The sequence below is a fragment of the Brucella pseudogrignonensis genome, assembly GCF_032190615.1.
GTDB lineage: Bacteria > Pseudomonadota > Alphaproteobacteria > Rhizobiales > Rhizobiaceae > Brucella > Brucella pseudogrignonensis_B.
The window spans coordinates 1-23,264 of sequence record NZ_JAVLAT010000002.1; the positions used below are offsets into that span (position 1 = coordinate 1).

Consider the following 23,264-nt stretch of genomic DNA (forward strand, 5'->3'; position numbering starts at 1 on the left):
TGGAATGTTGCTGATCAAGCGAATATCGATGGCGCGAGAGCGATATAGGCCAGCGTCACTAAAGGGGCTGGTATCGTGAATGCGGAACGCCCTTAAGCAGGCTTGCTCCAATCCGGCTCGTATGGCTGATAAGCACCACAGCGCGGAGAGAAGGATTGGATGCAACTTGCCTTCAAGCAGCATGGCTATCGCACGGTATGCCAGAACCGCTGATGAACCACGTTTGATGATGATATCTGCAAATGTTGCCTTCCATATACCAGCATCAGACGCGGAAACCTGAGATAAACCGGACACACTCGACGGCCCCGCCAATGTGCGCGAGGCAATATTGAATGATGCTCGTTTGGGCTTAAGCACAGAACGAGGCCAAATAGGTGTCACCATTACATGGCCTCACATGTTTCTTGTTTGAGCGTCGGCTATCATTGACGGTAGCGACTGCTGAACGGTTCGGGTGCTTTGCTGAACAGAAACCTGTACAATCGCACCGGATGCCGTCTGAATTCGCTGATCGGCGATTTTAGCCATTCGCCCACTGTCATCTTGCAACATGATGCGTATTGTTTCGTTTGAACCCTGCCCCCGCATACCTTTGATACCGGGCGCGGTCGGTGCATTTGATGTTGGCAACGGGCCGACATAACCACCGTTGGCATAGCCTTTCAGGCCACGGCGCATCGCATCCAAAGCGGCAGGCCCACCAGCTGCGCGAACCGCGTCTTGGTCAAAGACATATTCGCCTTTATGAACCACGCCAGCCGGTTCGTATTTTCCACCAGAGCCAGTATAGCCGCCTTTGGTCGAAACCAAGCAGCTTGCCAATACCGCCGAATATCCCCGACCCCACCGCCGCCGAAGATGCCAGCCAGTGGACCTTTGCCAAGCAAGGTTGCCTGCATGACGGCCTCAATGAGCGTATTCAGGAATTTATCAAGCGCCGAATTGCCGGTTTCAATGGCCGGGATCATCGACTGAAAAGCATCCATCATGGAGCCTTTCAAGAAGTCCGACAATTCACGCGCATGCTCTTGGCTTTCTGCGAGCTTATTAGCTTCAACCGTGGCATTGGCATAACCTTCTGCCAAACCCTCAATCTGCTCTTTCAAAGCTGGGGTAATTTCAATCCCAGCTTTCTTGGCAGCATTCAACAGTTCTTGCGTGGCGCGGGCCTTAGTGATTGCGTAATCGTAATCATCAATCAGTGGGTTAATCTGGGCTTGAGCTGCCGTTTCTGCCTGTAGGGATGCTGTGCGCTCTTTGATCTGCTCGATTTCGCGCTGTAGTTCATCAGGTCGAGACCTACCTCCACCTTTGCGCCCCTTGCCGCCACCAGACGATCCGCCTGCTCCACCATTTGACGAACCGCCGCCGCCTGAACTTCTTGTCGGCGCAACTAGGTCGTTATCTTTACTATTGGCAGTCCTTTCCCTCGCTCTGGCATTTGCAGACTGTCGCCAATTCTCGCCAAGCTTCCCAAGGTGATCTTGAGCGGCTTTTGTCAAAGCCTTGCCATATGCATCGCCAGCAGCCTTACCAGCTCCCGCGAATGAGTTATCAAGCCTACCAAGATTTACTGTCATATCTTCTGGCAGTATCGGTGCGACGCCGACAAACCGGTCTAGGGCATTCAACGCAGATGCAACGCGGTTGATGCCATTTAAAACTGTTTGAAGCCCGCTTTCTATGCCTGCAATCATCGAGTTCATGGCATTAATGACGGCTTCGGCAACAGCACCGGGCAGCTTAGTAAATGTCGTTACGGTGGTATCGTAGAGAAGGCCAACAGCACCGATAATGTTATTTGCTGCACCCTTGGTTGTTTCCCAAACATCTTCCCAGCTAACCTCATTGCCGCCTAATGCATCGGATATCAGGTTTAGCGCCCCTAGAAGATCATCGCGAACAAGTGACGCAACATCCATTGCGCCCTGACTGATGGTTTCCCATGCTACCGAGGCGTAATCCTGAAGATTAGCCATATCGCCTGCAATCGGCTGGATCTGGTCACCGAACGCCGAGAGAGCGAACGTAGCCGAGCTAATCGCGGTAATCAGAAGCAAGAACGGGTTAGTTGCAACCATCGTCGCGCCTGCCAGCGCCACTCGTGCCATCGCCGGAACATACTGCCCCAGAAGAACTGTCGCCGCTGCCGCTGCTGCTAATGCAACATGCTCGAAGTTATCACCGACAAAAACCAGTCCTTGCGCGATAGTAGCAGAAACGCCAGACGCCTGATCCATTGTCCCGACGAACTTCAATAAGCCGTTGGCGACCTTCTGAAACCCGTCAGATATAGTTGCAGGCATGCTCTCGGCTTCGGCTGTCAGTTCCTGCAAGCGCGTGGTCAAAGCCTTGTAGATCACGTCACCGGTGATCTTGCCTTCCTTGCCTGCTTCGCGAAGCTGATTGACACCAATGCCGAGCTGGGCGGCAAGCACTTCGGCAACACGTCCACCAACTTCAATCACCGTATTCAGGTTGTCGCCTTGAAGCTTACCCGCCGCCATCGACTTGCCGAGAGCGTCAATCACACGAGCTGCGCGATCAGACTTAGCGCCTGACACCACGAGCGCGTTATTCAATGCTTCGGTGTAATCAAGCTGCTGATTGGTATTGTAACCAAGCTCTTTGAGAGCGCCCGCATTTGTGAGAAAGCTTTCAGCCGTGTTTTGCATACCGGAATAGGTGCGCTGCGCCATGTCATAGATACGCTCCATTACCTGAGGAGCTTTATCCATATCCCCGACAGCAAGGCCTACACGAGAGGACAAATCAGTCCAAGTGTCAGCCATACGCTGGATTTCACTTACACCAATGCCAAGGCCACCGATCGCAGCACCAGCACGAAGCATATTCTGAAATGAACGACTGATGTTGTCGTTCATCGTGGAAAAGCGCTTCTCGATCTGGCGAGCGCGTTGATTAGCAACGCCATTTGCCCGGTTGAGCGCCTTTTCAAAAGAGGCCGTGCGGGCCTCCATAGCCACGACAAGGCGTTCAACGTCAGTCGCCATCAGAAGCCCTCAATTCCAAGTTCTGCAAGTTGATCGTCGCTCATACCGGGAGCGGCTTTTTCTTCGGTCGCATTGGCGGCTTTGAAGCCTTCAACCGCACAGCGAAATTCCCAAAGCGTCATCTTGCCGATGTCGCGATGGATTATTCCGGCCCATTGGTAGAAGCGGTTGAATTTCCACTTTCCGCGCGGGAGCGGGTTCGGGTCTTCTTCGCCCCCGCTTTCCGCTCCCCCGGCTGATCATCCTCATCGCCAAAGAGTGCAACCATCAACACAGCCTGCGCAGTCAGCACTGACAATGTGAGCGGTCGATCTTCAACGAATTTCTGGACAAGCTTACGAGCGGCTTCTTTTTCCATGCCGCCGCCTTCAAGACCGAGGCGGATAGGCTGGATCACATCATCAATGAACCATTGCTTGGAAGTGAGCCGCATCAATATCCATTGCGGCCCTGCATCGCATTTGTCTTGCAGGGCGCGAAGGTGTACAAGGCGGAGTTCAAAATCATGCTCTCCGCCAGCCCATGTGAGAGCCTTCGCCATTACGCAGCCTTAGCGGTACGGGTTGGCAATCCGTCGAACTGAATTTCGATTTCAGCCGATACCTTTTGGCCTTTTTCAACGGCATTGTTGAGGTACACGAGGATCGCTGATCCTGTTTCATATTCTGTGTCACCAACAGCAGAATTGACGTGCTGAACACGAATTGTCTTCTTACCGCCCGAATACCACCAATCAAGCATCATTTGATGGCTCTGGCTGGCCCATACGCCAGTACCTGAGATTGTAACTTCCGAGGACTGAACAGCACGTTCAACAACAGCTGGCAGGCTTTCATCTTCACAATCGGCGGGTACTTCCGTTGTCTGCATGTTGTGCTGGCGGTTGATACCGCGCTGTGTGATGCCGCAAATCTTCGAGAAAGTACCCTCGACATCTGTTTCAATCTCAACAACAAGATGCTGAAATTCTGCGGTAATTGGCTTAACGGCCATGTTATTTCTCCATGCGAAAACGGGCCAGCAATACGCCAGCCTTGATAGGGCTTGAGGCCCGGTTTCAGGTGATTGGGCTAAGCCCGTTTACGGCCTTTCAGGGCGCGTTTCTGATCGCGTGTCGGGCTTGCGACCGCTTCGGCCCAGCCTTTCGATACGCAGTAATCAATGAAGTCTTGCGGACGTTCTTGCGGTTCCGGCGAAGCCTTGGCGTTGAACGAATACCGGCTGCGAGGACGCGACCAGTTGCATTCCACTTTAAAGATTGCCCAAGCCATTATTTCGCTCCGTCTCTGACTGCTTTGCGCATCTGGCGCGTAACCCTGCCCCGGACACGCTTTCGCAACGTGCGCCATGATGGGAAGAAATACGGGCTGGCCTTCATGTGCTGGGTGCCGAACTCTTGAAGTCTGGCAAGCTGGAATTGCTCACGTTCACCAACCATCGTTGACGTATCGCCAGCGTAGATCGTGATCACCAAACCGTCGCGTGTCGGTGCTGACTTGCCGAGGACCATTGAGCCTTTCGGCGCATCGCCCCACGTCCAGTTGATCGTCTGTGCAAGTGCACCCGTATCTTTCGGTGCCAATCGACGCATCATACTGACGACTTCGCCAGCACCTTGCTCCATTGCTTTGATCGTCGCATCGAATACAGCCTGCGGAATGGTCTTAGTAAGCTTTCGCTTGAGCCGGTCTAAGCCCTCAACCATCTTCCCATTCCTCGTCAATCAGTCCGGTGACTTGCACAATGCCATGAGCGGTTATACCGTCTGGATCATCCAAAACACGCGACAATTCGATATTAAGACCCACAAGAGCGCCGCTTAACAGCTCACCAGTGGTGTTTCTCAAAGCGCCTACAATGGCGTCAACAATCTCTTTGCACGGCCATTTCCGGCCATTCTTGCGCACCCAGCAATCAATCTGGATTGTTTCTTCACGGCTATTGATGCAATCAGCATCATCGGTGCGAAAATCACTCGCGCCCATCGAGATATATGGAAATGTCGGCTTTTCAGGTGGGCCGTCATACACACGATCACCGACAAGTGCCGAAACCTTCGCGTTGGCCTTGAGCGTGGAAATAATCAGGTCTTGGAATGAGACGGAAACACTCATGTCGCCACCCCGCTTTCCGCTGTAATTTCCATAAACTGCCGATCCTCGGTCGGGACAATTGCCCTGATCTGGTACTCGGTTCCGGTGCGCGCATCACGCATACCGTCATCAGTGGTCAAAGCTGCCGTCTGGCTACTTCTGCGCACCGTGACAACAACCGGCTGCTTACCCGTCAACCTTGCCGCCTGAACCGTTTCCCCTCCCCGCAGATACCGGATATTGCCGCGGACTGTGAAATCGGTCGGGGTCGGCTCGAAACCACCATGCCCGTCCGGCACTTCGGTGATGGTGCTGAAGGTGATAGATGAACGAAGTTGCCCTGATCCTAATCTAGCCATGATTACACCTTCGGACGGCGAAACGGCCAGATAAGAGCTTCATAGGCTTGATTGCTCTCAATCCGTGGGCCTTCTGGGTCGCCTCGGTATGAGTACATCAGCCCAACATGCATCAGGATTGCCGCCTTGAGAGAGGCTGGCACGTCTGCCGGGGCTGTCCCTGCCTTGTATTCGATAGTGACCGCATCGGCGCGGGCTACAGTAGCGGGCCACGAGTTACCGTAAGCGAGCGAAAGAACTGTTCCGCAGGCATAGTCCAGCGTCTTGTAGGAGGCCTCTGAAACGGTTTTCTCCACATTATCGGTGTCGAAGTACTTCACGGCCTCAACGCTAGCCACTGGCCCCATACGCAGCCGCAGGAAGCTATTAAACGAGCAAAACGATTGCTTCCACGTCTGAGTGACAAGCGCGATGTTAAGCGTACGCTCAAGATGATCGGTCGCGGCCTGAATAAAGCGCGTGATCTGGTTATCATCATCGGTGAAACCCGACACAATCAGATGTTGACGAGCTTCTTCAAGCGATACCGGTAGGTCTGCTGGCGCTTGTGTGCGGACAGGAAGCAGCATTTATCAACCGCCTTTGTTCTTTTCTGCCCGACCTTCAGCCTTATTCTTCGGCTTTTCCTCGGACTTTTCCTTCAAAACGCCATTCTTCACCAAATGCGACACATCAGTTTCGGATGCCTGTCGTTCATCGCCGGGTTCATAGAATTTATCACCCTGATGACGGCGTAAAACTTCATAGGTTTTCATGGCAATCTCCTTCAGATCAAGAAACGGGCAGCGTTAACTGCCCGTCGATTTGATCAGAACTTATTCGCCGCCACCCGGAGCCGCGTTCACATCGCCGTAGATGAACGCTTCTGGACGATAGACAGCCAGAGCGAGACGTTCTTCAGCAAGGATGGTGACAAGGTTCTTGATGAAGTCGTCTTCATTCTCAGTTGCGACTTCAACACGTGCCTGCCAGCGGTCGAAAATCTGCGCACCAAGCTTGAACGCACCGGTGAGGAACTTACCAGCCGCAACCGCCTGAGTGGTGACAACAGGAAGGCCCCAAAGAGTAGGCGAAAGCGTACCCTGCGGATTGCCGATGATGTAACGGCCCTGAGTGTCCTTGAGCAGTTCAATCGACGTCCAATCAATCGGATTGAGGACATGGCCGGTTGCTGGATATTCAGCAAGCGCCGCCTGAAGCATCGCCACACGAAGACGATCAATGCCGGTAACAGTTGCTGGCATGGTTGTCCCGGCAGGGATAGCGAACGCTGTCGACTGCGGGATGATGCCGAGCAGGTTCTGGCCTGTGCCGTCACCGTTGAGAAGCTGGTTTTCTTCAACGTATGCCAGACCGTACAGCAAGCGCTGATCAATGATCGAGCGAAGCTGTGACACGTCAGACAGCACCTGACGGGAAGCCTTCATCCAGTGTGCAATGACCTTGGCAGAGGTCGTTACCAGCTCGAACTGAATATCCGAGTTTGGCTTTGCCGCACCTTCAGCCACGCCAGCGGCGCGGTTGTTGAAACCCTTTTCCTTGACGTATTCCAGTGAACCGCCGTCCATCTGACCCTGCGAGAGCAGATCACGGATAGTCAGACGGCGCTGGGGCAGCTCAAGAATGCCGGGAAGTCGGGTGGTCTGAATTGCAGCGCCAACGGAACCGGCGGCGTTCGTGGTTGCCGTGGTCAGCGTGGCCTTGGTCTGAATGTCGATGCGACCGCGAGGGTTCGCCTGACCGAGAAATTCCTTGACCTTGTCGTTTTCAACGAACTGCTCACCAATCGACTTTTCCCGGTCGCCTTCGCCACCGCCGCGTGCTGCCTTCTGCTCGAAATCGTCAAGACGTGCCTTGAGTTCATTCATGGCGGTAAGGCTTTCGTCAGCCTTTGCCTTGAGGCTCTCGCTGATGTCGCCATTCTTCTTGGCTTCAGCCACGGCCTGTTCAGCGATTTCCTTGACGCTGTCAAACTTCTTCTCGAAGTCAGCCTTAACCTCCAGAGCAAGCTGCTCTGCTGTTTTATTGTCGCTCATTGATAATGTCCTTTCTGGACAAAGAGGGTGAGATTTAACCGCGCAATGCTTTTAAGAATGCGGTTGCGTCGCTTGCCTTTTCGCCCTCTGGATCACCCAGAACGGCCTTTGCATAACCATGCGAGGCAATCGCGCATGCCATGCTTTTTGGAACCCCTGCCTCTCGCAAGATGTCCTCAAATTCTTTGATCGGCATGGGGTCGCCATCGCGGAGGCGTCTGGCAAACTCATCCATGCGTTCAGATTTCACTGCCTCGATACGGGCGCGGCGATTGGCTGGGAAAGAAACCGGGGAGATTTCCCGCAGGTCCAATTCATCCAGATTGCGCACATTGCCGTCAGGAGTGGCTTTGATTTCTCGGTACCCGATGGAAAGACCACCGATAGCATTCGCCTTCATGAGCGCATGGACTTCACGAGCCTTCTGCACTTCCATGATCAAGCGGCCCTTACCCCAAAGGCCTTTTGCATCCTCAGCAAGATCATCCCAGATACCGATCGGTTCATTCGGGTTATGCTGCCAAAGCATCAGAACGCTTGTGCCTTCGCGCTTATGCTTAGCGAGACTGCCAGCGAAAGCACCGGGCATTACCCGCTCGCCATAGCTGTCAACATTGCCGTTGACCGAGCCGTAACCCGTAAAGGTGCCGTCTTCCGACAGGTCTTTAACCTGCAAGGCAAAGTCTTTGGTTTTCATCGAGATTATTCCTCGTTGTCGCTCTGACGCGGGGTCAGTTCTCGGTCTGCACCGGCTTCGGTAATGGGCACATTCTGCATCTGCATGCGTGGAACATCTCCGCCCTCGACAGGTGGCAAGTTCTCAAGCTCTCGGACTTCGTTGATCGTCATCGCGCCGATTGCCGTCATCTGCTGGTAGAACCGCGCTCTTCCCGCCGTATCGCCCCGCAGAAGGCCTTCTTGGTTAAATTCTATGATAACCCCTGCCGCCTTATCCGCTGGCGTCAGGAGCTGTTTCATCAGTGCCTGTTCAATGCGCTTCAAACGACGGCGAAGTGTGAACTTCTGAAAGCCGAGTGTTTGCGCTTCAATACCCGATCCCCAACTTGTCGATTTCGATGTGTGACCAACCATATGCGGAGGCACACCGAAGAACCGACAGATTTCCTCAATAGAGAATGAGCGGGTTTCCAGCATCTGGGCATCTTCTGGCGTAATCGTCAGTTGCTGCCATTCGGTGCCGCCCTCTAGGATGATAGGCTTGCCAGCATTGCCGCTTCCGATTTTCGCTGCAAGTTTCTGTTCGGCAAGCTCGCGCTGCTCATCGTTCAGCCACTTCTCGAACTTGAGAACACCAGAAGGTCGCAAACCGTTCTCAAACATCGATCCGGCTGATCTATCCGCTGCCTGCGATAAGCCAAACACACGGCGACCGAAGTAAAGCGTCGACGCTCCGCCAAGTGGGTTGCCGCCGAAACCACGGATATGCAGGATTTCGCGATCTGTGGCTTCGTTCGCCTTGCCGTCCTCAGTCCACTTGTAAATCAGATCGCCGTTGGACTTCTTCTGAACGCTCATCAGCGCCGGAAGAATAGGAGTTAAGACCCGAACATTACCATTTGATCGATTGACACGAGCGTAACCATTGCCCCAAAGCTCAACCGATGCCGCCATGAAGTCCCAGAAGTCAACCGCTGTCTGGTCGTAATTCGGGCTGTCGTGCAGCACAACATAGAGTGGGTGATCGCTTGCGACCTCGCGTGATCCGTCAGCACTCTTGCGATAAACCATAAGCGGCAACGACGAGATTGTACCTGAAATCAGGTTCACACATGCCCACACCGCAGACAGTGCAAGAACATTCTTTTCAGTGATGATCTCCCCGGCCCCGCCGATGCTGTCACCCGGATACCAAGCGTCAGGCTCACGAACGGTCAGGTTCCGCTTAACAGGCGTATCGCCAACGAAACCATTCAGCATCTTTCGCAATAGGTTCACGCTGCACCTGCCAAGCTCTTGAAGTAATCATCCATGCCATCATGTTCCGTTTCCTGCTGAATAAACCAGCCAAGAGCCATGATTAGCGCCACCGCACCGTCGATCTTGTTTTGAGGCATCTCCTTGCGCGGGTAGACGTTCTCTTTTGCATCGTAATGCCCGACAACATTGCCGATCATCCAGTTCATCACCGCATTTCCGGTGTGATGAATGCGCTGTTCCCGCATGAGAGCATCAAGCGTTTTCGTCGCCTCGCTCATCGTTGCCACTGTTTGCCGATATTCCTCGGCAGGCATTCCATCGCGCTTGAGGTTCTGGATCATCTGCTGCGCTTGCCATGGGTCAGTTGCTACAGCTTGCAGATTTAATCCCGGACCTTCCGCCTTGATGTCATCCTCGATTGAACCGAAGTCGATTGTCTCACCGGCAGTGGCAGTTATGTCGCCCTGCATCTCCCACCCGCGATACATCGGGTGCTTATCTTCTTCTATTGCAACTCTCGGTAGGTAAAAACGTGGGAAAACATAATAATGAGCCTTCCCATCTATCAACCTGCGATAGAGGTTTACACGCGCTGCAATGTCGATCTTACTTGCCAGATCAAGGCCAATGACACATTCGTCGTTGGCAAAGTCTTCCTCAACAAGATCGCGGTCCTCGCATTTGCGCCACCAGTCTGTGTCAAACAGCGCCGAATTAGCGTCAACCCAAACATTCAGATGCTTGGTGAGATAATTCGCCCTTGCTGTTGCAACCTGTCTGGCCTTGCCTGCCGTCTGTAAGACAATCTTAGGATCGACAGACACACCCCAATTCGGGTTTGCCTTCCGCAAAGTTTCTTCTGCAAACGGATCGTCGCCCTCGTCAATGGTGTAAATAATTCCGAATACAGCGTCAGCAGCCTCCCCCGCTACAGTGCCAGCCAGAACATCAAGAACGAACTTCCTGACCTCGTAGCAGATACCGTGCTTGTTGCTGCCTGCCGTGGTGATCATCCACAGCATCGATTGAGGCCGTTTGCCAAGCCCTGTTTCCAGAACATCATAAACATCACGGCTTTTGTGCGCGTGAAGCTCGTCTACGATAGCCAGATGAATATTCAAACCGTCAAGCGTATGCCCGTCAGCGGATAGAGCCTTGAACGCGCTCGATGTTTTCATCTGCACAAGAGACTGTGCACTGACATCGACCTTAAACCGATTGCGATAGGCAGGCATCTTTCTTGCCATCGCCTGTGCATCGCGGAAAACAATGCGAGCCTGATCGCGTGTCGTCGCTGCCGAGTAGATTTCAGCACCGGCTTCACCGTCAAGCGCAAGCATGTAAAGACCAACCGGCGACGAGAAAGATGACTTCCCGTTACCGCGGGGGACTTCCACATAAACGCGACGAAACCGCCTATTTCCGTTACTATCCACCCAGCCGAATGACGTGCTCAAGATGAATAGCTGCCACGGCTCCAAAATCATCAGATCGCCGCGTGAAGCTGACGGGCCTTTGATATGTGGGCATAGCTCGACAAATCGGCAGATGCGCTCTGCCCTTCCGGTATCGAAGTGATAGCCCTTCGGCGGATTAGCCAGATCGTCAAGCTGTCGCTGGCAAGCCTGATAGACATACTTGCAGGCCGGAATAGCGCCTGAAACAACGTCACGGGCGTATTGATGCGCCTTATCTGCGTAGCTCAATGTTGCCTAACGTCAAATTCTGCAAAGGGATCATCATCAGCTTCTTCATGTGGCTGGTGAACCTTGGACCGATCAACCGGCGTTGCGCCTAGTGATGAAACGGCCATGCGGTAATTGCCAAAGAATGAAGCAGGCAGATCGCTTGCGCCTTCGATAATCTGCCCCCTCATGATGCTGACAATCTCTAGTGCCGCTCGGTCCTCGTAGACCAGCCACGGGATTTCATCGACAAAGATTGCCCATGCCTTTTTTGCATTCTTACTCAGATAATCTGGGGCTTTTCCGATACCGCGCCCCGAAGCTTTCGGGTTACTTCTGTCGCGATAACGTTGCGGGTCTTTCTTGTCAGCGCCAGTTAGCGCCGCCTTAGCAAGTGGCGTTTGCGGACGTGGCATTTCAGCCCTTTCACGGGCCTAAACCCTTTTTATGAATTGCGGATGCGTGTAAATGCTTGGGACGCGGGTCTGGCTGACGGTCAGCTGTAGACTTTTACCCCGCCCCGGCCTATCTGACCGCCCCATATCGGGCCACTGAGAGGCGTTTGATCTTTTTTTGATGCATTGCAACACTTCAATCAAAACGCTCGTCTATGCGCCTATATGAAAGCTTCGATCTATCCATCGATCTTTAGGCGCTGTTGGGTATCCATCCTGCCCAACATTGCGATGCTCGATCTTTTTGATCCTGATAGTGTCTGGGCTTCGATAGTGCATTCGTTCTATCGATTGGCATGGACCATCATGGCAGCTGTCACATACTGCCCATAGGTTGCTCTCACTGAAGAACAGGGCTTCATCACCCTTATGTGGTATCAGGTGGTCGCATACTGCCGGTCTTAACCCGCTTGCGCCCTTTTCTGATCTTCCTTCTCTCAGGATCACGCCGCACATCTGGCAGGTGAATAGGTCGCGGACGAGGATGGACCAACGTAGCTTCTGCCATCTCGCTGTCTTGTACCATTGCCTATAGGGCTGTGCTGTATCTCGGTCTGGCCTGTGCGCTCTTCGCCTATCCTTCATGTCCCAGCCTTGGCTTCATCGTGGACACGAGAGGCTTGAGGGTTTTGATCTTAGGCATCTATCCCTCTTGCTTTGATTTGCAAGCCACGGTTTATTCCTGTCGGGTATTGGACGGAGAAACACATGACAATAGTTGAAGCTATTGCCTCAGTTACAGGCGCACTCAAAATCGTGAATGAGCTTCGCTCAATTGACGCGCAATTTGACAAAGCAGAGCTCAAGGCGAAACTGGCCGATGTGATGTCACAGCTAGCGGACGCTAAGATTGGCCTAATAGAAGCAAGCGAAGTCATCGAAGCTGAGAAAAGTGAGGCTAAGCGCCTCAAGTCAGCGTTCGAGTTCCGCGGTAAGCTAGTTGAGTACAACGGTTTCAAGTACGAACCATTTGACGATGGCAGTCCTAAGGGTGAACCTTTTTGCCCAAGGTGTGAACAAAACTTCGGTCGGTTCTACCGTCTCACACAATATCGAGGTGGCGGCTATTCCAACCTCACTTGTCCAGAATGCAAAGCAAACTTCAACACGACAGTTTTTGTTTGGCAAAAGTGACTACCGGGCTTGCCCACTTCACACTGTTGATATGCAAGGCATTGCCCCGGAGCAGCCAGTGTTGCTTCTTCTGCGCGAGTGTAGCTATTGCCTCATCGCCCGGTGGGATGAGTGAAAGGAGTGCCGCTCCCAGAATGGCTAGACAGTTCAATGCGCCTGTGCTGAATTGCCAGCGGGAGGCTCATCATGTTTGAAGATCAGAAAATCGGGGTTACTTGCCCTAAATGCGGACACAAGACCGAGAAGACCATCGCTTGGCTTAAAACTCACGACAAGCTCACCTGCGCCGGGTGTGGGTCTGATGTCGTCATCGACAGTGAACAGCTCTTCGCCGGAATTAAGGAAGCGGAGAAGGTTGTCGCCAAATTCAGGAAATCTATTCGCGGCCTCGGTAAGCGTCGATAGCATCACAGACAGGCTATCTCCATTCAGGGAGATTTTCAGGTCACAAGTTGCCATTACTCTCCCCAAACAGAAAACCCCGCACTAGGCGGGGCTGAATAACAATAAGATTTCAGTTGAATTTGACCACCTTCCGATGTTTCTTATTCGGAAGGGAGGAAACGGGGATGCCTTTCAAAAGTTCAGCTTATAGGGGCGTATTCACACCACATGATCTTAAAGCACTGCAAAATGCATATAGCCGGTGCTGTGATCTTCTGGGCCAGTGTCCAACCACACATGATGGTAAAGACAAGCTTGCCAGATTTGTAATCAGAGCTTTTGAACAAAGTGGCGGTCAGGTTGAATTAACTGCCATACGCGCTGCAAGCTCTTTCACAAATCAGAAATAGTAACCCACCGGGGCGCTCCGAAGCGTGGCGGGTTTTGTTGTCGGTCTATGCCACGCGCCAACGTGTAATAGATCTAGTAGACAGTCAGGAACCCTTTCGAGTTCTCCCCATTACGCTGCTTTCTGCCTTTCGGCGTATTTCTGCTTTCGTCTCGAGCTTCTGGCTTGCGCCCATTCAAAGCTTCGATCTTCTTCGCTGGAGATTGCACGATCCATCCGCCAATTTAGCGGTTGTTTCTCTGTCGCATCATCTCCGATTGTGACCTGAATTTGCCCTGTTTCGGCGCAAACTTGCAACTCCCCATTTAGGGCTGTTTTGTAATTTTGGCCGTTAATGCGGACAATCTCACCGAAAATCTCAAGAATTGCGCGGTTTTTCTTCTTTCTTCCCGTCTCTCTGGTGAAGCCTTGGGAGGCACACCACTTCGTAAATGATTTGCCTCCAGCCTGTGCAATCGCCCAATTCCAGAGACAGCGGCGGCGGGTTTCATCCTGAACGGATAGAATAAGCTGGTTGCAGCGCTCCCACTCTGAAACGTCCTGTGTGGTCAGCTTTGTCTTGGCAAACATTTCCGCACGGTGCTCCTTGTGCCGCTCATCGCCCCATTCACGCATTTCTTCCCAGCTATGGACATAACCGAGGCTCTGGGCCTTTAACGCTTTGGGTTTGGCTGTCTGTGGCAATCTCCGGTCAACCTCGGCGGCACGGATGAACAGTTCGGCTATTTCAGTTGGCGTCATCCTGTTCTCCTATCGTCTAAAAGATCGAGTTGATTGGCATTCGGTCCAAAGCGGCGGAATACCCTTTCATATACCATACCGCTGATTGCATGTCGCTGCGGGGTGATGCCTGAAAGGTCATTCGCGATGAATTGAAGACGCCCTAGCGGTATTGCGTCCCATAGTTCTAGCCAGGCTGATGTATCCCGCTCAATCAGACCCCGATTTGCAATCACCATGTCCGATGTCATCCATAATCCGAACTCATCCAGACACGCCTTGTTATTGGCTGTTTCGGCAAGTGTGGTCATCACCAAACGGAAATGACCCTCACCATGATTGCGCAGTATCCGGTCCATCGTGGCGACCGCTCGTGTTTCGCCAATATCCGGGTATCTGTGAGCATCAACAATCCTGATGCCGTATTCAGCGCATATTGAGTACACACGAGGATCAACTGTCATCTATCAAGCCTCGCTTTTTTCTTCATCGTCTCAGCAAGGCGGTTCGTGTACCAAGCTGATTTTTCAAGGTCCTCTATCGCCCTACCCTTATGACGCTCGCGCCAGACATATTTCAGTGCGTTGCCCTTGCAGAAACCGCGAAACTCATCAGGAGTAAGAGCCGCCTCTATAGCGTCAATGCACTCAATGCCGCTTTCTGACGATGTGTAGTGCTTTGGACGGTTTACGTTGTCACTCATGCCGCCTTCACCTTCTTGAATAGCGCCTCTGCTTCTGGATATTTGCCGTCTGAGAGCGTTACGCCTTCCCGATACATGGTTGTGTTTTCGATAGCGTCTTTCGCTCTCCAAGCGGCTATTTCGGCGTCATGCTTGTACTTGAAATGCTGTGTCTTGCCGTCTTGTTTGACCTCGTAGACCTCTGTGCGCCAAGCAAGCTGAAACTTCCCGACATAACCGTCCACAGTCCATTCGGCATAAGCTGTTTGCTGGTTCATATCGCCCTCACAGTAAGCCCATCGGATTTTCTAAGACTTCACGCTTGATCAGTTCCGGCTCATTCATGCCGCCTTGATCGATGAAACTTGTTGTTGGTCCGTGCCAGCCACAGGAAGCCTCATCAGGCCAGTTACCTTCACGGGATAGAGCTAGAACAATTTTCGCTTGCTCTTGATTATCGTCAACCAGTTGCTGCCACAGGCTATGAAGGTCTGAATGTTCCGGAGGCTCGTGCTCTTTGAGAAAGACGACAGGGCGGAAAGGAATGATAACCTGATCAGCGTCACGTTCGATATTACCAATTAGATCGGTGTATCGTGGCCTACGGGCAAGAATGGAATGCAGAAATTTTTCATTCAAAGGCCCACGATTTTCATTAAACGTGTGCTTCTTCAACTGTGCGCAAGCCAAGATCGGAACGTCCATTTCACGCGCTATCTGCTTAAGGCGAGCCGTGACAACCTGTCCGAACTCCCAATCCGCCATTTTCTTTTCATCGCGCTTGCGGTCGATCAGGCCGAGGTGGTCAATAACGATCAAACCTTTGCCTTTCTTCGAGACAAAGAACCGAACTCTCTCTTCAATCTGATCGAGATTGAGTTTCTTTTCCTGAATGAAAACTTGCTTGGTGTAGTGCGTATTCCGGGATTTCATGAGGCGCTCGTAATCGCTCTCAATAACCTGCCCTTGCTTCTGGCGCTTAACTGACACGTTCGTATCGCGGCTCATCTCACGCATAGCCAGTTCGACACGGGTCATCTCACCGGAATAAACCCACACTGGAAAACCTTCGGAAGCAGCACCCATGACAAGCTGACCGGCCAATGCTGACTTGCCCTGCTTTGTCGCGCCGCCAAGGATGATCAACTGACCGCCGCACATCGGGCCAATAAGCTTCTCAACAGGGCGGAACCTATAGTTAATTCCAGCCTTCTTCTTACCGCGCTGTGCATTGTTGGTTATGTCGAGTGCCTCATCCATTGAAGCACCGAGAGACACAGCCCCGTATATTTCGTCGCTGTCTGATAAAGCCTCTCCAATTTCAGACATGGTTTTTTCACCAATCTGATTAGGATCATCGTTATCAAGGCTCACATCATAAGCCGATGACACAAGCTCTTGGCCTATTTTCGCCAACATCCGGCGCTTATACATTTTCTTGATGCTTTCAGCGATGTGCGGCAAGCCTGTTGGCACAATAGATGAACCTGTTACGGATCGAAGAATAAGCTTGCCAACAGTCAAAGGGCGGTCGTTCTCATCCGTCAGTTTGCCTATTTGTACGCCCCACGGAAGATATGACTTGATCGTTTCAGGGATTGCACTCTTGCCCTGCTTAATCATCCCTCCGATCACTTCATAAGCTTCACCAAGAATAGGCTCCGAGAAGTGCTTTGGCTCAAGGAAGCCGCCAATGGACTGATAGGCATCATTGAACATGAGAAGCGTACCGATCACGATACCTTCTTCGTCAACATTGCAGATTTCCGGCCTGTACTGGTCCTGCTCGTATTTGCGTTGGGCGCTCATGCTGCCACCTTGAAATTCATTTTCTGTTGTCGGCGCTTGGCACGGGATTTTTCTTTTTTATCCTCGCGCCGTATTCTTTGTGTTTCTTCGCCGCCGTGCATGAGCCAATAAAGCAGCCCTAGCGCGTCCGCTTGATTGTCATCTTTGGGGGATAGCCCTCGACTTTTACATTTCAGGATGACTTTGTTCTTCATCCACTCGGTGCGGACTTTTGATTTTTTCGCACTCTCAAGGCCAACACCGACCTCTTTAGGAGCGCGTGTGCATTGGACATAAGCGCTTCTCCATTCATCAGGAGTAGCTGTGAGGGGAGGAATATGATTTTTGCGGTAGCAATAGATTTCCAGAACTGCCAACCACCCTGAAGCAAGCCGGGCGCTGTCCTCTGTACGACTAGCCGCGTATGCTTCCCCTTCAAGGACAATCTTTATTTCGTCGTCGTCAATACCATGTAGACGACGAAGCTTGCGAAACTGCTCAAGAAAGTTGGTGTAATACGCCCCACGGCCTCGACGCTCTTCACCGTCATCCCATTTCGTTAAATCCCACGTGCCATAGAACAGACGTTCATTTTCCGGCTTGGAGTTGTCGTCAATGAGAAGCGCCCATCCCATCTTTGTCGAGGGATCAATTGCCAAAAGGTGCATTTCAAAACCTCCCCAAGAAGTACGCCACTGGTGCGAGAATTACGGCTAGACAAAGAGCGGTGACGCCAAGGGTTAATAGTGCGATGGAAAGGCTATTCATGCTGCCTCCGTATCGGCGTTGTGCCTTGTTCTTTGAGCTTCTGGAAAAGCGCTGACCTTTCAAAAACTGGATCCCCGCATATCCGGGCGGTCTTGTCTCGATTGTCAGCGGGGATTGCAGCCTTCAAAGCTGCGGCCTGCTGCTTCACGTCTGGCGTCATCAAGCGGCCCTCGGTGCTGCATGGGATTTTAACCGGCGATTACTGACACCCATCTTCTGGGCCGCGTGTAGAATTGTTGTGTGGTCGCGACCACCAAAGAGACGGCCAATTGTCGGGAGACTTAAATCCTGTCGGATTGCTACAGCGTTCGCGATTGCAGTGTGACGAAGCGGGATAATGTCGTGGGTCCGTCGCTTTCCGATTATATCCTCGTAGGTGACTGACGTTCCACGGATCACATCTTCAATGATCTTGCGGATGGTCGGTTTGCTATCAAGGATGATTGGCTCACCTGTGCAACTCACCACCTCGACAGGATCGCCAGCAGTGCGGATAGTGAGCGTTCTGAATGCTACCGCCGCATCTGCCGCAAGTTCAGCCTCAGCAACGCGCTCGTGGCGCTCATTCCGATCCATCTCTCTCTGTCGGATGGCTTCACGTTCGGCTTCCTTGCGGCGCTTCGACCAAACCTTACGGACAAATGACGGGTTTAAACCTTCCGGCACTCTGGATGCTTCAACACGAGCAACGACAAATTCCATGTCGTTCGTCAGTGTTCCGTTGTCCTTGCAAGCTTGGCTCAGTTCATCATCAGCTAAAATGATCTTGCGCATGGCAGGGCGGCTGATCTGCATCAGACCAGAAAGTTCGTTGATATGCCTGCCCTCATCAATGTGGCGCAGAAGCTTCCTTCTGCTGCCGGGTGTTAAATCAACCATTACGCGGCCTCGGCTAAATATCTCGCTGCTTCTTGGACAGCTTCATTGTCGGAAGCCGGGGAGCCATCTATTGCGCTCAGTACCCGGCGAAGGTGATATGCAGCATCAAAGTCTGGTTTCAGGGCGATGCTTCTGCGCAATCTGGGGCGTCTGACGATCAAGCCGCGCTGCTCAAGTCCTTCAACCAAGCGATGCACACCGGATTTAGAATTAAGGCCCAGAGCCTCTTGAATTTCCTGATATGAAGGGCCGTAGCCCTCCTTATCGATGAACGACCGTATGAAGTCGTAGGCCTGTTTCTGGCGGGGTGTAGTGGAGGTCAATACTTGTTACCTCCGATAAACTCGCGCCACAGATACCGTATGATCTTGCGCAAACTATCGGCCTCAAGAAGCATCCATTTCTTGTCGTTGCGGTAGATTTCTAGTCGCCACGAGTTCATGCCGCCTCCGCGTCTGGGAAGTCAGGCTCGCCGTGGTCTTCGTCGGATGCTGAATTGATCTTTTCCATCGCAGAAACGAGGTTTTTACGCTGTTCTTCCTGCCCCGCGTCGTAACCACGTAGCCAAGCCTGATCCTCATCAGTGCCAGCCATAAAGCCGCTGACACGATCCAGAGCTTTCAAGCCTGCAATCTTGCCGTCATCGAAAACCTTATCGAGATAATCACGCTCATCCTCAAACAAGTCGCCCTGCTTTTTGACGATGCCCAGAAGCGACAAGGCGTTGGCCTGACGGCGGTGCTTTTCAGCAACTTTGTCTTTGTCCTCGGCATTCATACCCTTCACAACGGTATCAACTTCATGGAGCGTATAGCCGTAGCTTTGGAATATCTTACGATCTGCTTTGCGATCCGCCTGCAACGCCGCGATACGGGCAAGGTGAATGCTTTCCTTGCGCGCACAATCCATCAGGAGTGCGTCATACTCGCCTTGTGTGAGCTTGGAATTATGTCCTGCGTTCATTTCCGTTCTCCCGATGTTGGAATGTTGAATTGTTCTTCAATCGTTGGGTAATCGGCGGTTTCGGGACAGATGCGCTTTGCTAAAGCCTTGGCCGCTTGCTTGATCTTGGTCGCCAGTCGTATTCGCTTCCTGAGTGGCAACCATTTCAGAATGACGGGCGGGGATACTCTCTGACTGGTCGGCCCCGTCATTCCTTTGTTTCCTTAAGCTCTGGGGCTATCCACAACGCCAAGCAACGAGCGAAGCGCAGTAGCCAGCGAGCCACTGATATGCGGGTCCTTGTGACCCAAGAGCTTCGTCGCATTGCTGATGAGCCTGTCGACTTCTCCGAGTTCTTGCTGTCCGAATTCGACACCGGACACCTCCTCTAGTTTGCGCAGCTCCTTCGGCTTGATCGAGACACGGTGATCCGCGTACCAAACGTCACGAGTGCGGTTGAACGACCACTTGAGTTTCCGAGAGGCAGCAAGAATTCGAGCGCCAACGCTGCTCGCCACCGAAGGCGGCGCGACATGGCTTTTCAAAATTTCAGAAGCAAAAACCAACTCAGACATTTCTGATTTCTCCGACAACTTTTCGGACATTTCCGACAATCCCTTCGATACGTTGAGATTGTCCGGTGGGAGCGGTGATGAAGCCGCTACCGGTTAAAGAGGAACTGAACCGATGAAGATGAAGCGAACGACAAATAAGGCTTGGAAAACCGATACTGGCGTTCAGTTGCATCTCTGGACTTGGCCTGAAAACTCACCACGAAAGCCGAAAGGGAGCATCTTGGCGGACAGCAATCCTTTCGATCCTTTCCGGTGATGTTCATTGGTCTAGTCCTTCTAGGGAAATGGTGCCCGGAACTCCGAAGAGGAGAACAGAACTCCGGGCTTATCGCCTACCGAGTTAACAGGCGGGGGCGAGGTGTCCCCGGCAGGCAATGGGAATTGAGCAGCTTCAATGAATGCAGATGCTTCAACGCAAATATGCACTCACGACGACACTTTGTTTTCTGAAATTAGATTTGAAAGCAGTACAGATGCCGGGCCATTAGGCTTCTCAACGCCTGTCTCCCAGCGAGAAACGGTTGCCTGACTTATGCGGAACAGCCGAGCGAACGCAGCCTGTCGGTATCCAAGTTTCTCACGAAGTTCTTTGATGTCTTCTGGGCTTGGCATGCTTAGATCAGACGTTCTACGCGCCACTACAGCGCCTTTAGCCCGGTCTTCCTGCGTCATGTTAACCGTGAGATTATCACCACTGATGATGACGCGAGCGCCGTTTATTTCGAGTTCGATAATCATGCTGCACTCGATGTTTCTGGGGATTGATGTGTATTTACGAAATCTGCGTATTCGAGGGAAACACCCTCCACCTCGGCAGCGTCCTTCAACGCTGACCAATGTCTTTGAGGAATAGTTCCTCGTTCATTCCATCCCTGAACGGTCGAAACAGGCTTTCCGCAAGCTCTAGCGGTCTTCGTAAGACCTCCAAGCTTAGTGATCACGTATTCGGCTGGTGTGATGGTCATAAGGTTTTCCGTACTGTTGATTTACACATTTATACGCACTTTGCGTAATCATGTCAACGTGGAAAACGTAAACGCGATATGCGTAACGTAAAAAAATGACAAAGCACCGTTTTTCAGTAACTTCTCACTTCAAAGCGCTTCGCGAGCGCGCAGGTTATTCAATGGATGATCTGGCAAAAGCGATTGGTTACGCTAGGGCATCAAGCATCCAGCGCTATGAAAATGATGCTGAGTTCAGCAAGGATTATTTGGCACAGGATCTCGCTGATAAGCTTTCCGATGTTCTGGTTGGTAAGGGAACGCCACCTATTGAGCTTGACGAGGTGCAAGCCATGGGGAACAGAGACGCTCGGTCTAGGTTCATTTCTGGCGGCACTAAACCACTAGTCTCCAGCTTTGACCCAGATGAGCCAGACCACGTTGGAGACGAAACCTTAACCTTTGGCTCCGAAACTGGCTTTCGTGGGGCACCAGAAGGAACATCGCCCCAGATCGACATTACAGGCGGCATGGGGGCTGGTGGGTTGTCAATTGTAAGTGAGGGTGTACCTGGACATAAGGGCATGACGTTTGCAGCTGATGCCGTGTCCGACTATTGGCGCTTGCCGCCAGCGATTTACACGTCTCTTGGCCTTCACCCACAAGATACCGTATTCGTCCCGGTTCAAGGCGACAGCATGTACCCGACGCTTGAGGAAGGCGATGTGGTTGTTGTCGATACCCGTCACCGCTGGCCCTCGCCTGACGGCATTTACGCAATCCTCGATGAGATTGGTGGGCTTGTAATCAAGCGCCTCGAAGTCTCTCAGGAGAACGGCGAAAACGTAATCAGAATTATTTCTGACAACACGCGCCACCGGATCAAAGAAAAGAACCCGGACGATGTATTCATCGTGGGCAGAGTTCTAAGACGCTTCGGTGTGATTAAGTAAGAGGAAATTATGCGGGGATTTATAGCGGTGGGGGTCGCAATTGTGTTGATCGGGTGCGTTGCGAATACGCCAGCACCACAACAACCATCAAGCTTGACTGGTGAGAAATGGTCAACCGGATGCCAGCCCGATCAGAAAGACCCTTACGGCAAGCTAATCGAACGGTCGAAGTGCTGGGCCATGGTAACAAGCTTTGGTCAATCCGATGAAGGCGTAGCAATCGGCGTCGCCACATTGTTTGAGGTTGACCATAAAGGCCCTCGCCTCACTTCAAATCCAGACCTCGACCGTGATCTTTGTGATGAAAAACCTGTTCGCATGGCAGTAGACGGCAAGCGCATCGATCAGTTGCCGATGCCCCAACGAATTGAAGCCGTCCTTTCCGGTAACAGGTTTACACGCGAAAAAGACCGAGGCTGGCCTCATTGCAACGTCTACAACGAAACTACGACAGTTAAAGGCGCTCGTGTTGCCTACAACGAAATGATGACTAAGTGGCAATCGCATAAGTGATAGCTGGGGAAACTACGGGGACGGGGAATTTTATGAAGAAGATCATTTTTGGGGTTCTGGCAGTTGGCATCACGGCATCGGCTTGCGCAAAGCGTCCTGACGCTATTGTGCCAGTAGATATTCCAATGGCGGCGTACACAAACCTTAGCTGTCAAGCACTAGCAAGTGAGCTTGCGAAGGAAAAGACAAAGCTTACCACCCTTTCTAAGCAGCAAAACGAAGCCGCAACGGGTGATGCTGTTGGCGTTTTCCTGATTGGCGTTCCGGCGTCAAGCACTCTAGGCGGGGATAAAGAAGGCGAAGTAGCCGTCTCAAAAGGAAAAGTTAACGCCATCGAGAGCGCTGAGAAAAGCAAGGTCTGCAAGTGATGATCGTGAGAATTCTTTTGGCGACAGCAGCCGCTATACTTGTTGCTGGGCCCACTTACGCACAGACAACACCGCAGGAATGTTCTGCCATTGGTGACAGCCTCCAACGCCTGACCTGCTTTGACAAGCTTTTTCCAAAGAGTGAAGTAGCCGAGCAAAAGGCAGAGGCGGCAGAAGGTGAAAGCGACTTGGCAAGATGGGAGATAACCGAAGAAAAATCTCCGATTGATGAAAGCCCGCGCATCACGGCGTTTATAACTCCCAAAAGTACAGGCAGCAGCAAGCCGCTGCTTGGAGAACCGTCAATCGTCTTACGCTGTTACGACAAGAAAACCTCTGTAGTCTATTTGCACAATCAATTCGGCATGAATGACCAAACAGGCGTGACGTATCGGATAGGTTCAGAGCCTGCGAAAACGGAGAAATGGAGCCGATCAGACAACTATCGCGCTGTTGGCCTCTGGTCGGGTAACAAAGCGGTTCCTTTTATCAAGAAACTAAAGAACGGCGAGACACTTGCGATCCAGACAGACAATCCAAGAAGTGAAGCCGTCTTTGATCTTGGGAACGTCGAAGAAGTGGCTGCGAAACTAGCAGCCGCCTGCAATTGGAAATGAAAAAC

General features: G+C 52.2%; 35 protein-coding genes and 1 pseudogene. 5 read left to right on the plus strand and 31 right to left on the minus strand.

What is annotated here, in order from left to right:
• The 17 genes and pseudogenes from RI570_RS11330 to RI570_RS11410 form a co-directional block, all read right to left on the minus strand.
• Window positions 1–387: pseudogene (locus tag RI570_RS11330) on the minus strand (hypothetical protein); the annotation flags it as partial.
• 9 nt (window positions 388–396) lie between these two features.
• Window positions 397–690 (minus strand): hypothetical protein, encoded by a 294-nt coding sequence (locus tag RI570_RS11335; protein WP_313828643.1) that lies wholly within the window; start codon window positions 688–690, stop codon window positions 397–399.
• Window positions 666–3,017, minus strand: coding sequence for a tape measure protein (locus RI570_RS11340; protein ID WP_313828644.1), 2,352 nt, complete (start codon window positions 3,015–3,017; stop codon window positions 666–668). The genes RI570_RS11335 and RI570_RS11340 overlap by 25 nt, the downstream gene beginning before the upstream one ends.
• Complete coding sequence (locus tag RI570_RS11345; protein WP_313826413.1) at window positions 3,017–3,139, minus strand: hypothetical protein; 123 nt, start codon at window positions 3,137–3,139, stop codon at window positions 3,017–3,019. Before RI570_RS11345 ends, RI570_RS11340 begins: the two co-directional genes overlap by 1 nt.
• A 20-nt stretch (window positions 3,140–3,159) precedes the next feature.
• The gene (locus RI570_RS11350) at window positions 3,160–3,558 is read right to left on the minus strand and encodes a gene transfer agent family protein (RefSeq protein WP_313826412.1); all 399 of its coding nucleotides are present in this window, start codon (window positions 3,556–3,558) and stop codon (window positions 3,160–3,162) included.
• The gene (locus RI570_RS11355; protein WP_313826411.1) at window positions 3,558–4,010 is read right to left on the minus strand and encodes a phage tail tube protein; all 453 of its coding nucleotides are present in this window, start codon (window positions 4,008–4,010) and stop codon (window positions 3,558–3,560) included. Before RI570_RS11355 ends, RI570_RS11350 begins: the two co-directional genes overlap by 1 nt.
• Before the next feature lie 77 nt (window positions 4,011–4,087).
• Complete coding sequence (locus RI570_RS11360; protein WP_313826410.1) at window positions 4,088–4,288, minus strand: hypothetical protein; 201 nt, start codon at window positions 4,286–4,288, stop codon at window positions 4,088–4,090.
• Window positions 4,288–4,722: an HK97-gp10 family putative phage morphogenesis protein gene (locus RI570_RS11365; RefSeq protein ID WP_313826409.1), complete on the minus strand. Its 435-nt coding sequence runs from the start codon at window positions 4,720–4,722 to the stop codon at window positions 4,288–4,290. The genes RI570_RS11360 and RI570_RS11365 overlap by 1 nt, the downstream gene beginning before the upstream one ends.
• Complete coding sequence (locus tag RI570_RS11370) at window positions 4,715–5,131, minus strand: DUF3168 domain-containing protein (RefSeq protein WP_313826408.1); 417 nt, start codon at window positions 5,129–5,131, stop codon at window positions 4,715–4,717. Before RI570_RS11370 ends, RI570_RS11365 begins: the two co-directional genes overlap by 8 nt.
• A complete protein-coding gene (locus RI570_RS11375; RefSeq protein WP_313826407.1) occupies window positions 5,128–5,469 on the minus strand; it encodes a head-tail adaptor protein in 342 nt (113 codons plus the stop codon). Before RI570_RS11375 ends, RI570_RS11370 begins: the two co-directional genes overlap by 4 nt.
• Window positions 5,470–5,471: 2 nt before the next feature.
• Window positions 5,472–6,038, minus strand: coding sequence for a phage head-tail connector protein (locus tag RI570_RS11380; protein WP_313826406.1), 567 nt, complete (start codon window positions 6,036–6,038; stop codon window positions 5,472–5,474).
• A 3-nt stretch (window positions 6,039–6,041) separates the two neighbouring features.
• Window positions 6,042–6,224 carry a hypothetical protein gene (locus tag RI570_RS11385; RefSeq protein WP_253177031.1) on the minus strand — a complete coding sequence of 61 codons (183 nt, stop codon included), beginning with the start codon at window positions 6,222–6,224 and terminating at the stop codon, window positions 6,042–6,044.
• 60 nt (window positions 6,225–6,284) lie between these two features.
• Window positions 6,285–7,505: a phage major capsid protein gene (locus RI570_RS11390; protein WP_313826405.1), complete on the minus strand. Its 1,221-nt coding sequence runs from the start codon at window positions 7,503–7,505 to the stop codon at window positions 6,285–6,287.
• A gap of 34 nt (window positions 7,506–7,539) precedes the next feature.
• Window positions 7,540–8,202, minus strand: a complete 663-nt coding sequence (locus RI570_RS11395; protein WP_313826404.1) for an HK97 family phage prohead protease — start codon at window positions 8,200–8,202, stop codon at window positions 7,540–7,542.
• Between the two features lie 5 nt (window positions 8,203–8,207).
• Entirely contained in the window at window positions 8,208–9,461 is a 1,254-nt protein-coding gene (locus RI570_RS11400; RefSeq protein WP_313828492.1) for a phage portal protein, read from the minus strand.
• Window positions 9,458–11,149 (minus strand): terminase large subunit, encoded by a 1,692-nt coding sequence (locus RI570_RS11405; RefSeq protein WP_313828491.1) that lies wholly within the window; start codon window positions 11,147–11,149, stop codon window positions 9,458–9,460. The genes RI570_RS11400 and RI570_RS11405 overlap by 4 nt, the downstream gene beginning before the upstream one ends.
• Window positions 11,146–11,544, minus strand: a complete 399-nt coding sequence (locus RI570_RS11410; RefSeq protein WP_313828645.1) for a hypothetical protein — start codon at window positions 11,542–11,544, stop codon at window positions 11,146–11,148. Before RI570_RS11410 ends, RI570_RS11405 begins: the two co-directional genes overlap by 4 nt.
• Window positions 11,545–12,291: 747 nt before the next feature.
• On the opposite strand from RI570_RS11410, the gene RI570_RS11415 reads away from it, so the two are divergent.
• On the plus strand, window positions 12,292–12,717 hold the full coding sequence (locus RI570_RS11415) for a hypothetical protein (RefSeq protein WP_313828488.1): 426 nt from the start codon (window positions 12,292–12,294) through the stop codon (window positions 12,715–12,717).
• Window positions 12,718–12,864: 147 nt separating this feature from the next.
• On the opposite strand, the gene RI570_RS11420 is transcribed toward RI570_RS11415, so the two are convergent.
• The 14 genes from RI570_RS11420 to RI570_RS21665 form a co-directional block, all read right to left on the minus strand.
• Complete coding sequence (locus tag RI570_RS11420; RefSeq protein ID WP_313828487.1) at window positions 12,865–13,176, minus strand: hypothetical protein; 312 nt, start codon at window positions 13,174–13,176, stop codon at window positions 12,865–12,867.
• Window positions 13,177–13,621: 445 nt separating this feature from the next.
• A complete protein-coding gene (locus RI570_RS11425) occupies window positions 13,622–14,251 on the minus strand; it encodes a hypothetical protein (RefSeq protein WP_313828646.1) in 630 nt (209 codons plus the stop codon).
• The gene (locus RI570_RS11430) at window positions 14,248–14,694 is read right to left on the minus strand and encodes a hypothetical protein (protein ID WP_313828647.1); all 447 of its coding nucleotides are present in this window, start codon (window positions 14,692–14,694) and stop codon (window positions 14,248–14,250) included. The genes RI570_RS11425 and RI570_RS11430 overlap by 4 nt, the downstream gene beginning before the upstream one ends.
• On the minus strand, window positions 14,691–14,933 hold the full coding sequence (locus RI570_RS11435; protein WP_313828648.1) for a DUF3310 domain-containing protein: 243 nt from the start codon (window positions 14,931–14,933) through the stop codon (window positions 14,691–14,693). Before RI570_RS11435 ends, RI570_RS11430 begins: the two co-directional genes overlap by 4 nt.
• Entirely contained in the window at window positions 14,930–15,190 is a 261-nt protein-coding gene (locus RI570_RS11440; protein WP_313828649.1) for a hypothetical protein, read from the minus strand. The genes RI570_RS11435 and RI570_RS11440 overlap by 4 nt, the downstream gene beginning before the upstream one ends.
• A gap of 7 nt (window positions 15,191–15,197) precedes the next feature.
• Window positions 15,198–16,721, minus strand: coding sequence for a replicative DNA helicase (locus RI570_RS11445; RefSeq protein ID WP_313828650.1), 1,524 nt, complete (start codon window positions 16,719–16,721; stop codon window positions 15,198–15,200).
• A complete protein-coding gene (locus RI570_RS11450) occupies window positions 16,718–17,368 on the minus strand; it encodes a hypothetical protein (protein ID WP_313828652.1) in 651 nt (216 codons plus the stop codon). Before RI570_RS11450 ends, RI570_RS11445 begins: the two co-directional genes overlap by 4 nt.
• Before the next feature lie 259 nt (window positions 17,369–17,627).
• Window positions 17,628–18,347 carry a helix-turn-helix domain-containing protein gene (locus RI570_RS11455; RefSeq protein WP_313828653.1) on the minus strand — a complete coding sequence of 240 codons (720 nt, stop codon included), beginning with the start codon at window positions 18,345–18,347 and terminating at the stop codon, window positions 17,628–17,630.
• Window positions 18,347–18,670: a hypothetical protein gene (locus RI570_RS11460; protein WP_313828654.1), complete on the minus strand. Its 324-nt coding sequence runs from the start codon at window positions 18,668–18,670 to the stop codon at window positions 18,347–18,349. The genes RI570_RS11455 and RI570_RS11460 overlap by 1 nt, the downstream gene beginning before the upstream one ends.
• Before the next feature lie 115 nt (window positions 18,671–18,785).
• A complete protein-coding gene (locus RI570_RS11465) occupies window positions 18,786–19,310 on the minus strand; it encodes a hypothetical protein (RefSeq protein ID WP_313828655.1) in 525 nt (174 codons plus the stop codon).
• Window positions 19,307–19,501: a hypothetical protein gene (locus RI570_RS11470; RefSeq protein ID WP_313828656.1), complete on the minus strand. Its 195-nt coding sequence runs from the start codon at window positions 19,499–19,501 to the stop codon at window positions 19,307–19,309. Before RI570_RS11470 ends, RI570_RS11465 begins: the two co-directional genes overlap by 4 nt.
• A 12-nt stretch (window positions 19,502–19,513) precedes the next feature.
• On the minus strand, window positions 19,514–19,864 hold the full coding sequence (locus RI570_RS11475) for a hypothetical protein (RefSeq protein ID WP_313828658.1): 351 nt from the start codon (window positions 19,862–19,864) through the stop codon (window positions 19,514–19,516).
• A 426-nt stretch (window positions 19,865–20,290) separates the two neighbouring features.
• Window positions 20,291–20,602, minus strand: coding sequence for a helix-turn-helix domain-containing protein (locus RI570_RS11480; RefSeq protein WP_313828659.1), 312 nt, complete (start codon window positions 20,600–20,602; stop codon window positions 20,291–20,293).
• Window positions 20,599–20,829 (minus strand): carph-isopro domain-containing protein, encoded by a 231-nt coding sequence (locus tag RI570_RS21665; protein WP_409558659.1) that lies wholly within the window; start codon window positions 20,827–20,829, stop codon window positions 20,599–20,601. Before RI570_RS21665 ends, RI570_RS11480 begins: the two co-directional genes overlap by 4 nt.
• A 95-nt stretch (window positions 20,830–20,924) precedes the next feature.
• On the opposite strand from RI570_RS21665, the gene RI570_RS11485 reads away from it, so the two are divergent.
• From RI570_RS11485 to RI570_RS11500, 4 genes are read left to right on the plus strand one after another with little or no spacing between them, the layout of a single operon-like run.
• A complete protein-coding gene (locus RI570_RS11485) occupies window positions 20,925–21,761 on the plus strand; it encodes a LexA family transcriptional regulator (protein ID WP_313828660.1) in 837 nt (278 codons plus the stop codon).
• 9 nt (window positions 21,762–21,770) lie between these two features.
• Window positions 21,771–22,274 (plus strand): hypothetical protein, encoded by a 504-nt coding sequence (locus RI570_RS11490; RefSeq protein WP_313828661.1) that lies wholly within the window; start codon window positions 21,771–21,773, stop codon window positions 22,272–22,274.
• Between the two features lie 32 nt (window positions 22,275–22,306).
• A complete protein-coding gene (locus RI570_RS11495) occupies window positions 22,307–22,642 on the plus strand; it encodes a hypothetical protein (RefSeq protein WP_313828662.1) in 336 nt (111 codons plus the stop codon).
• A 5-nt stretch (window positions 22,643–22,647) separates the two neighbouring features.
• On the plus strand, window positions 22,648–23,259 hold the full coding sequence (locus RI570_RS11500) for a type VI secretion system-associated protein TagO (RefSeq protein WP_313828663.1): 612 nt from the start codon (window positions 22,648–22,650) through the stop codon (window positions 23,257–23,259).
• The last annotated feature ends 5 nt before the right edge of the window (window positions 23,260–23,264 follow it).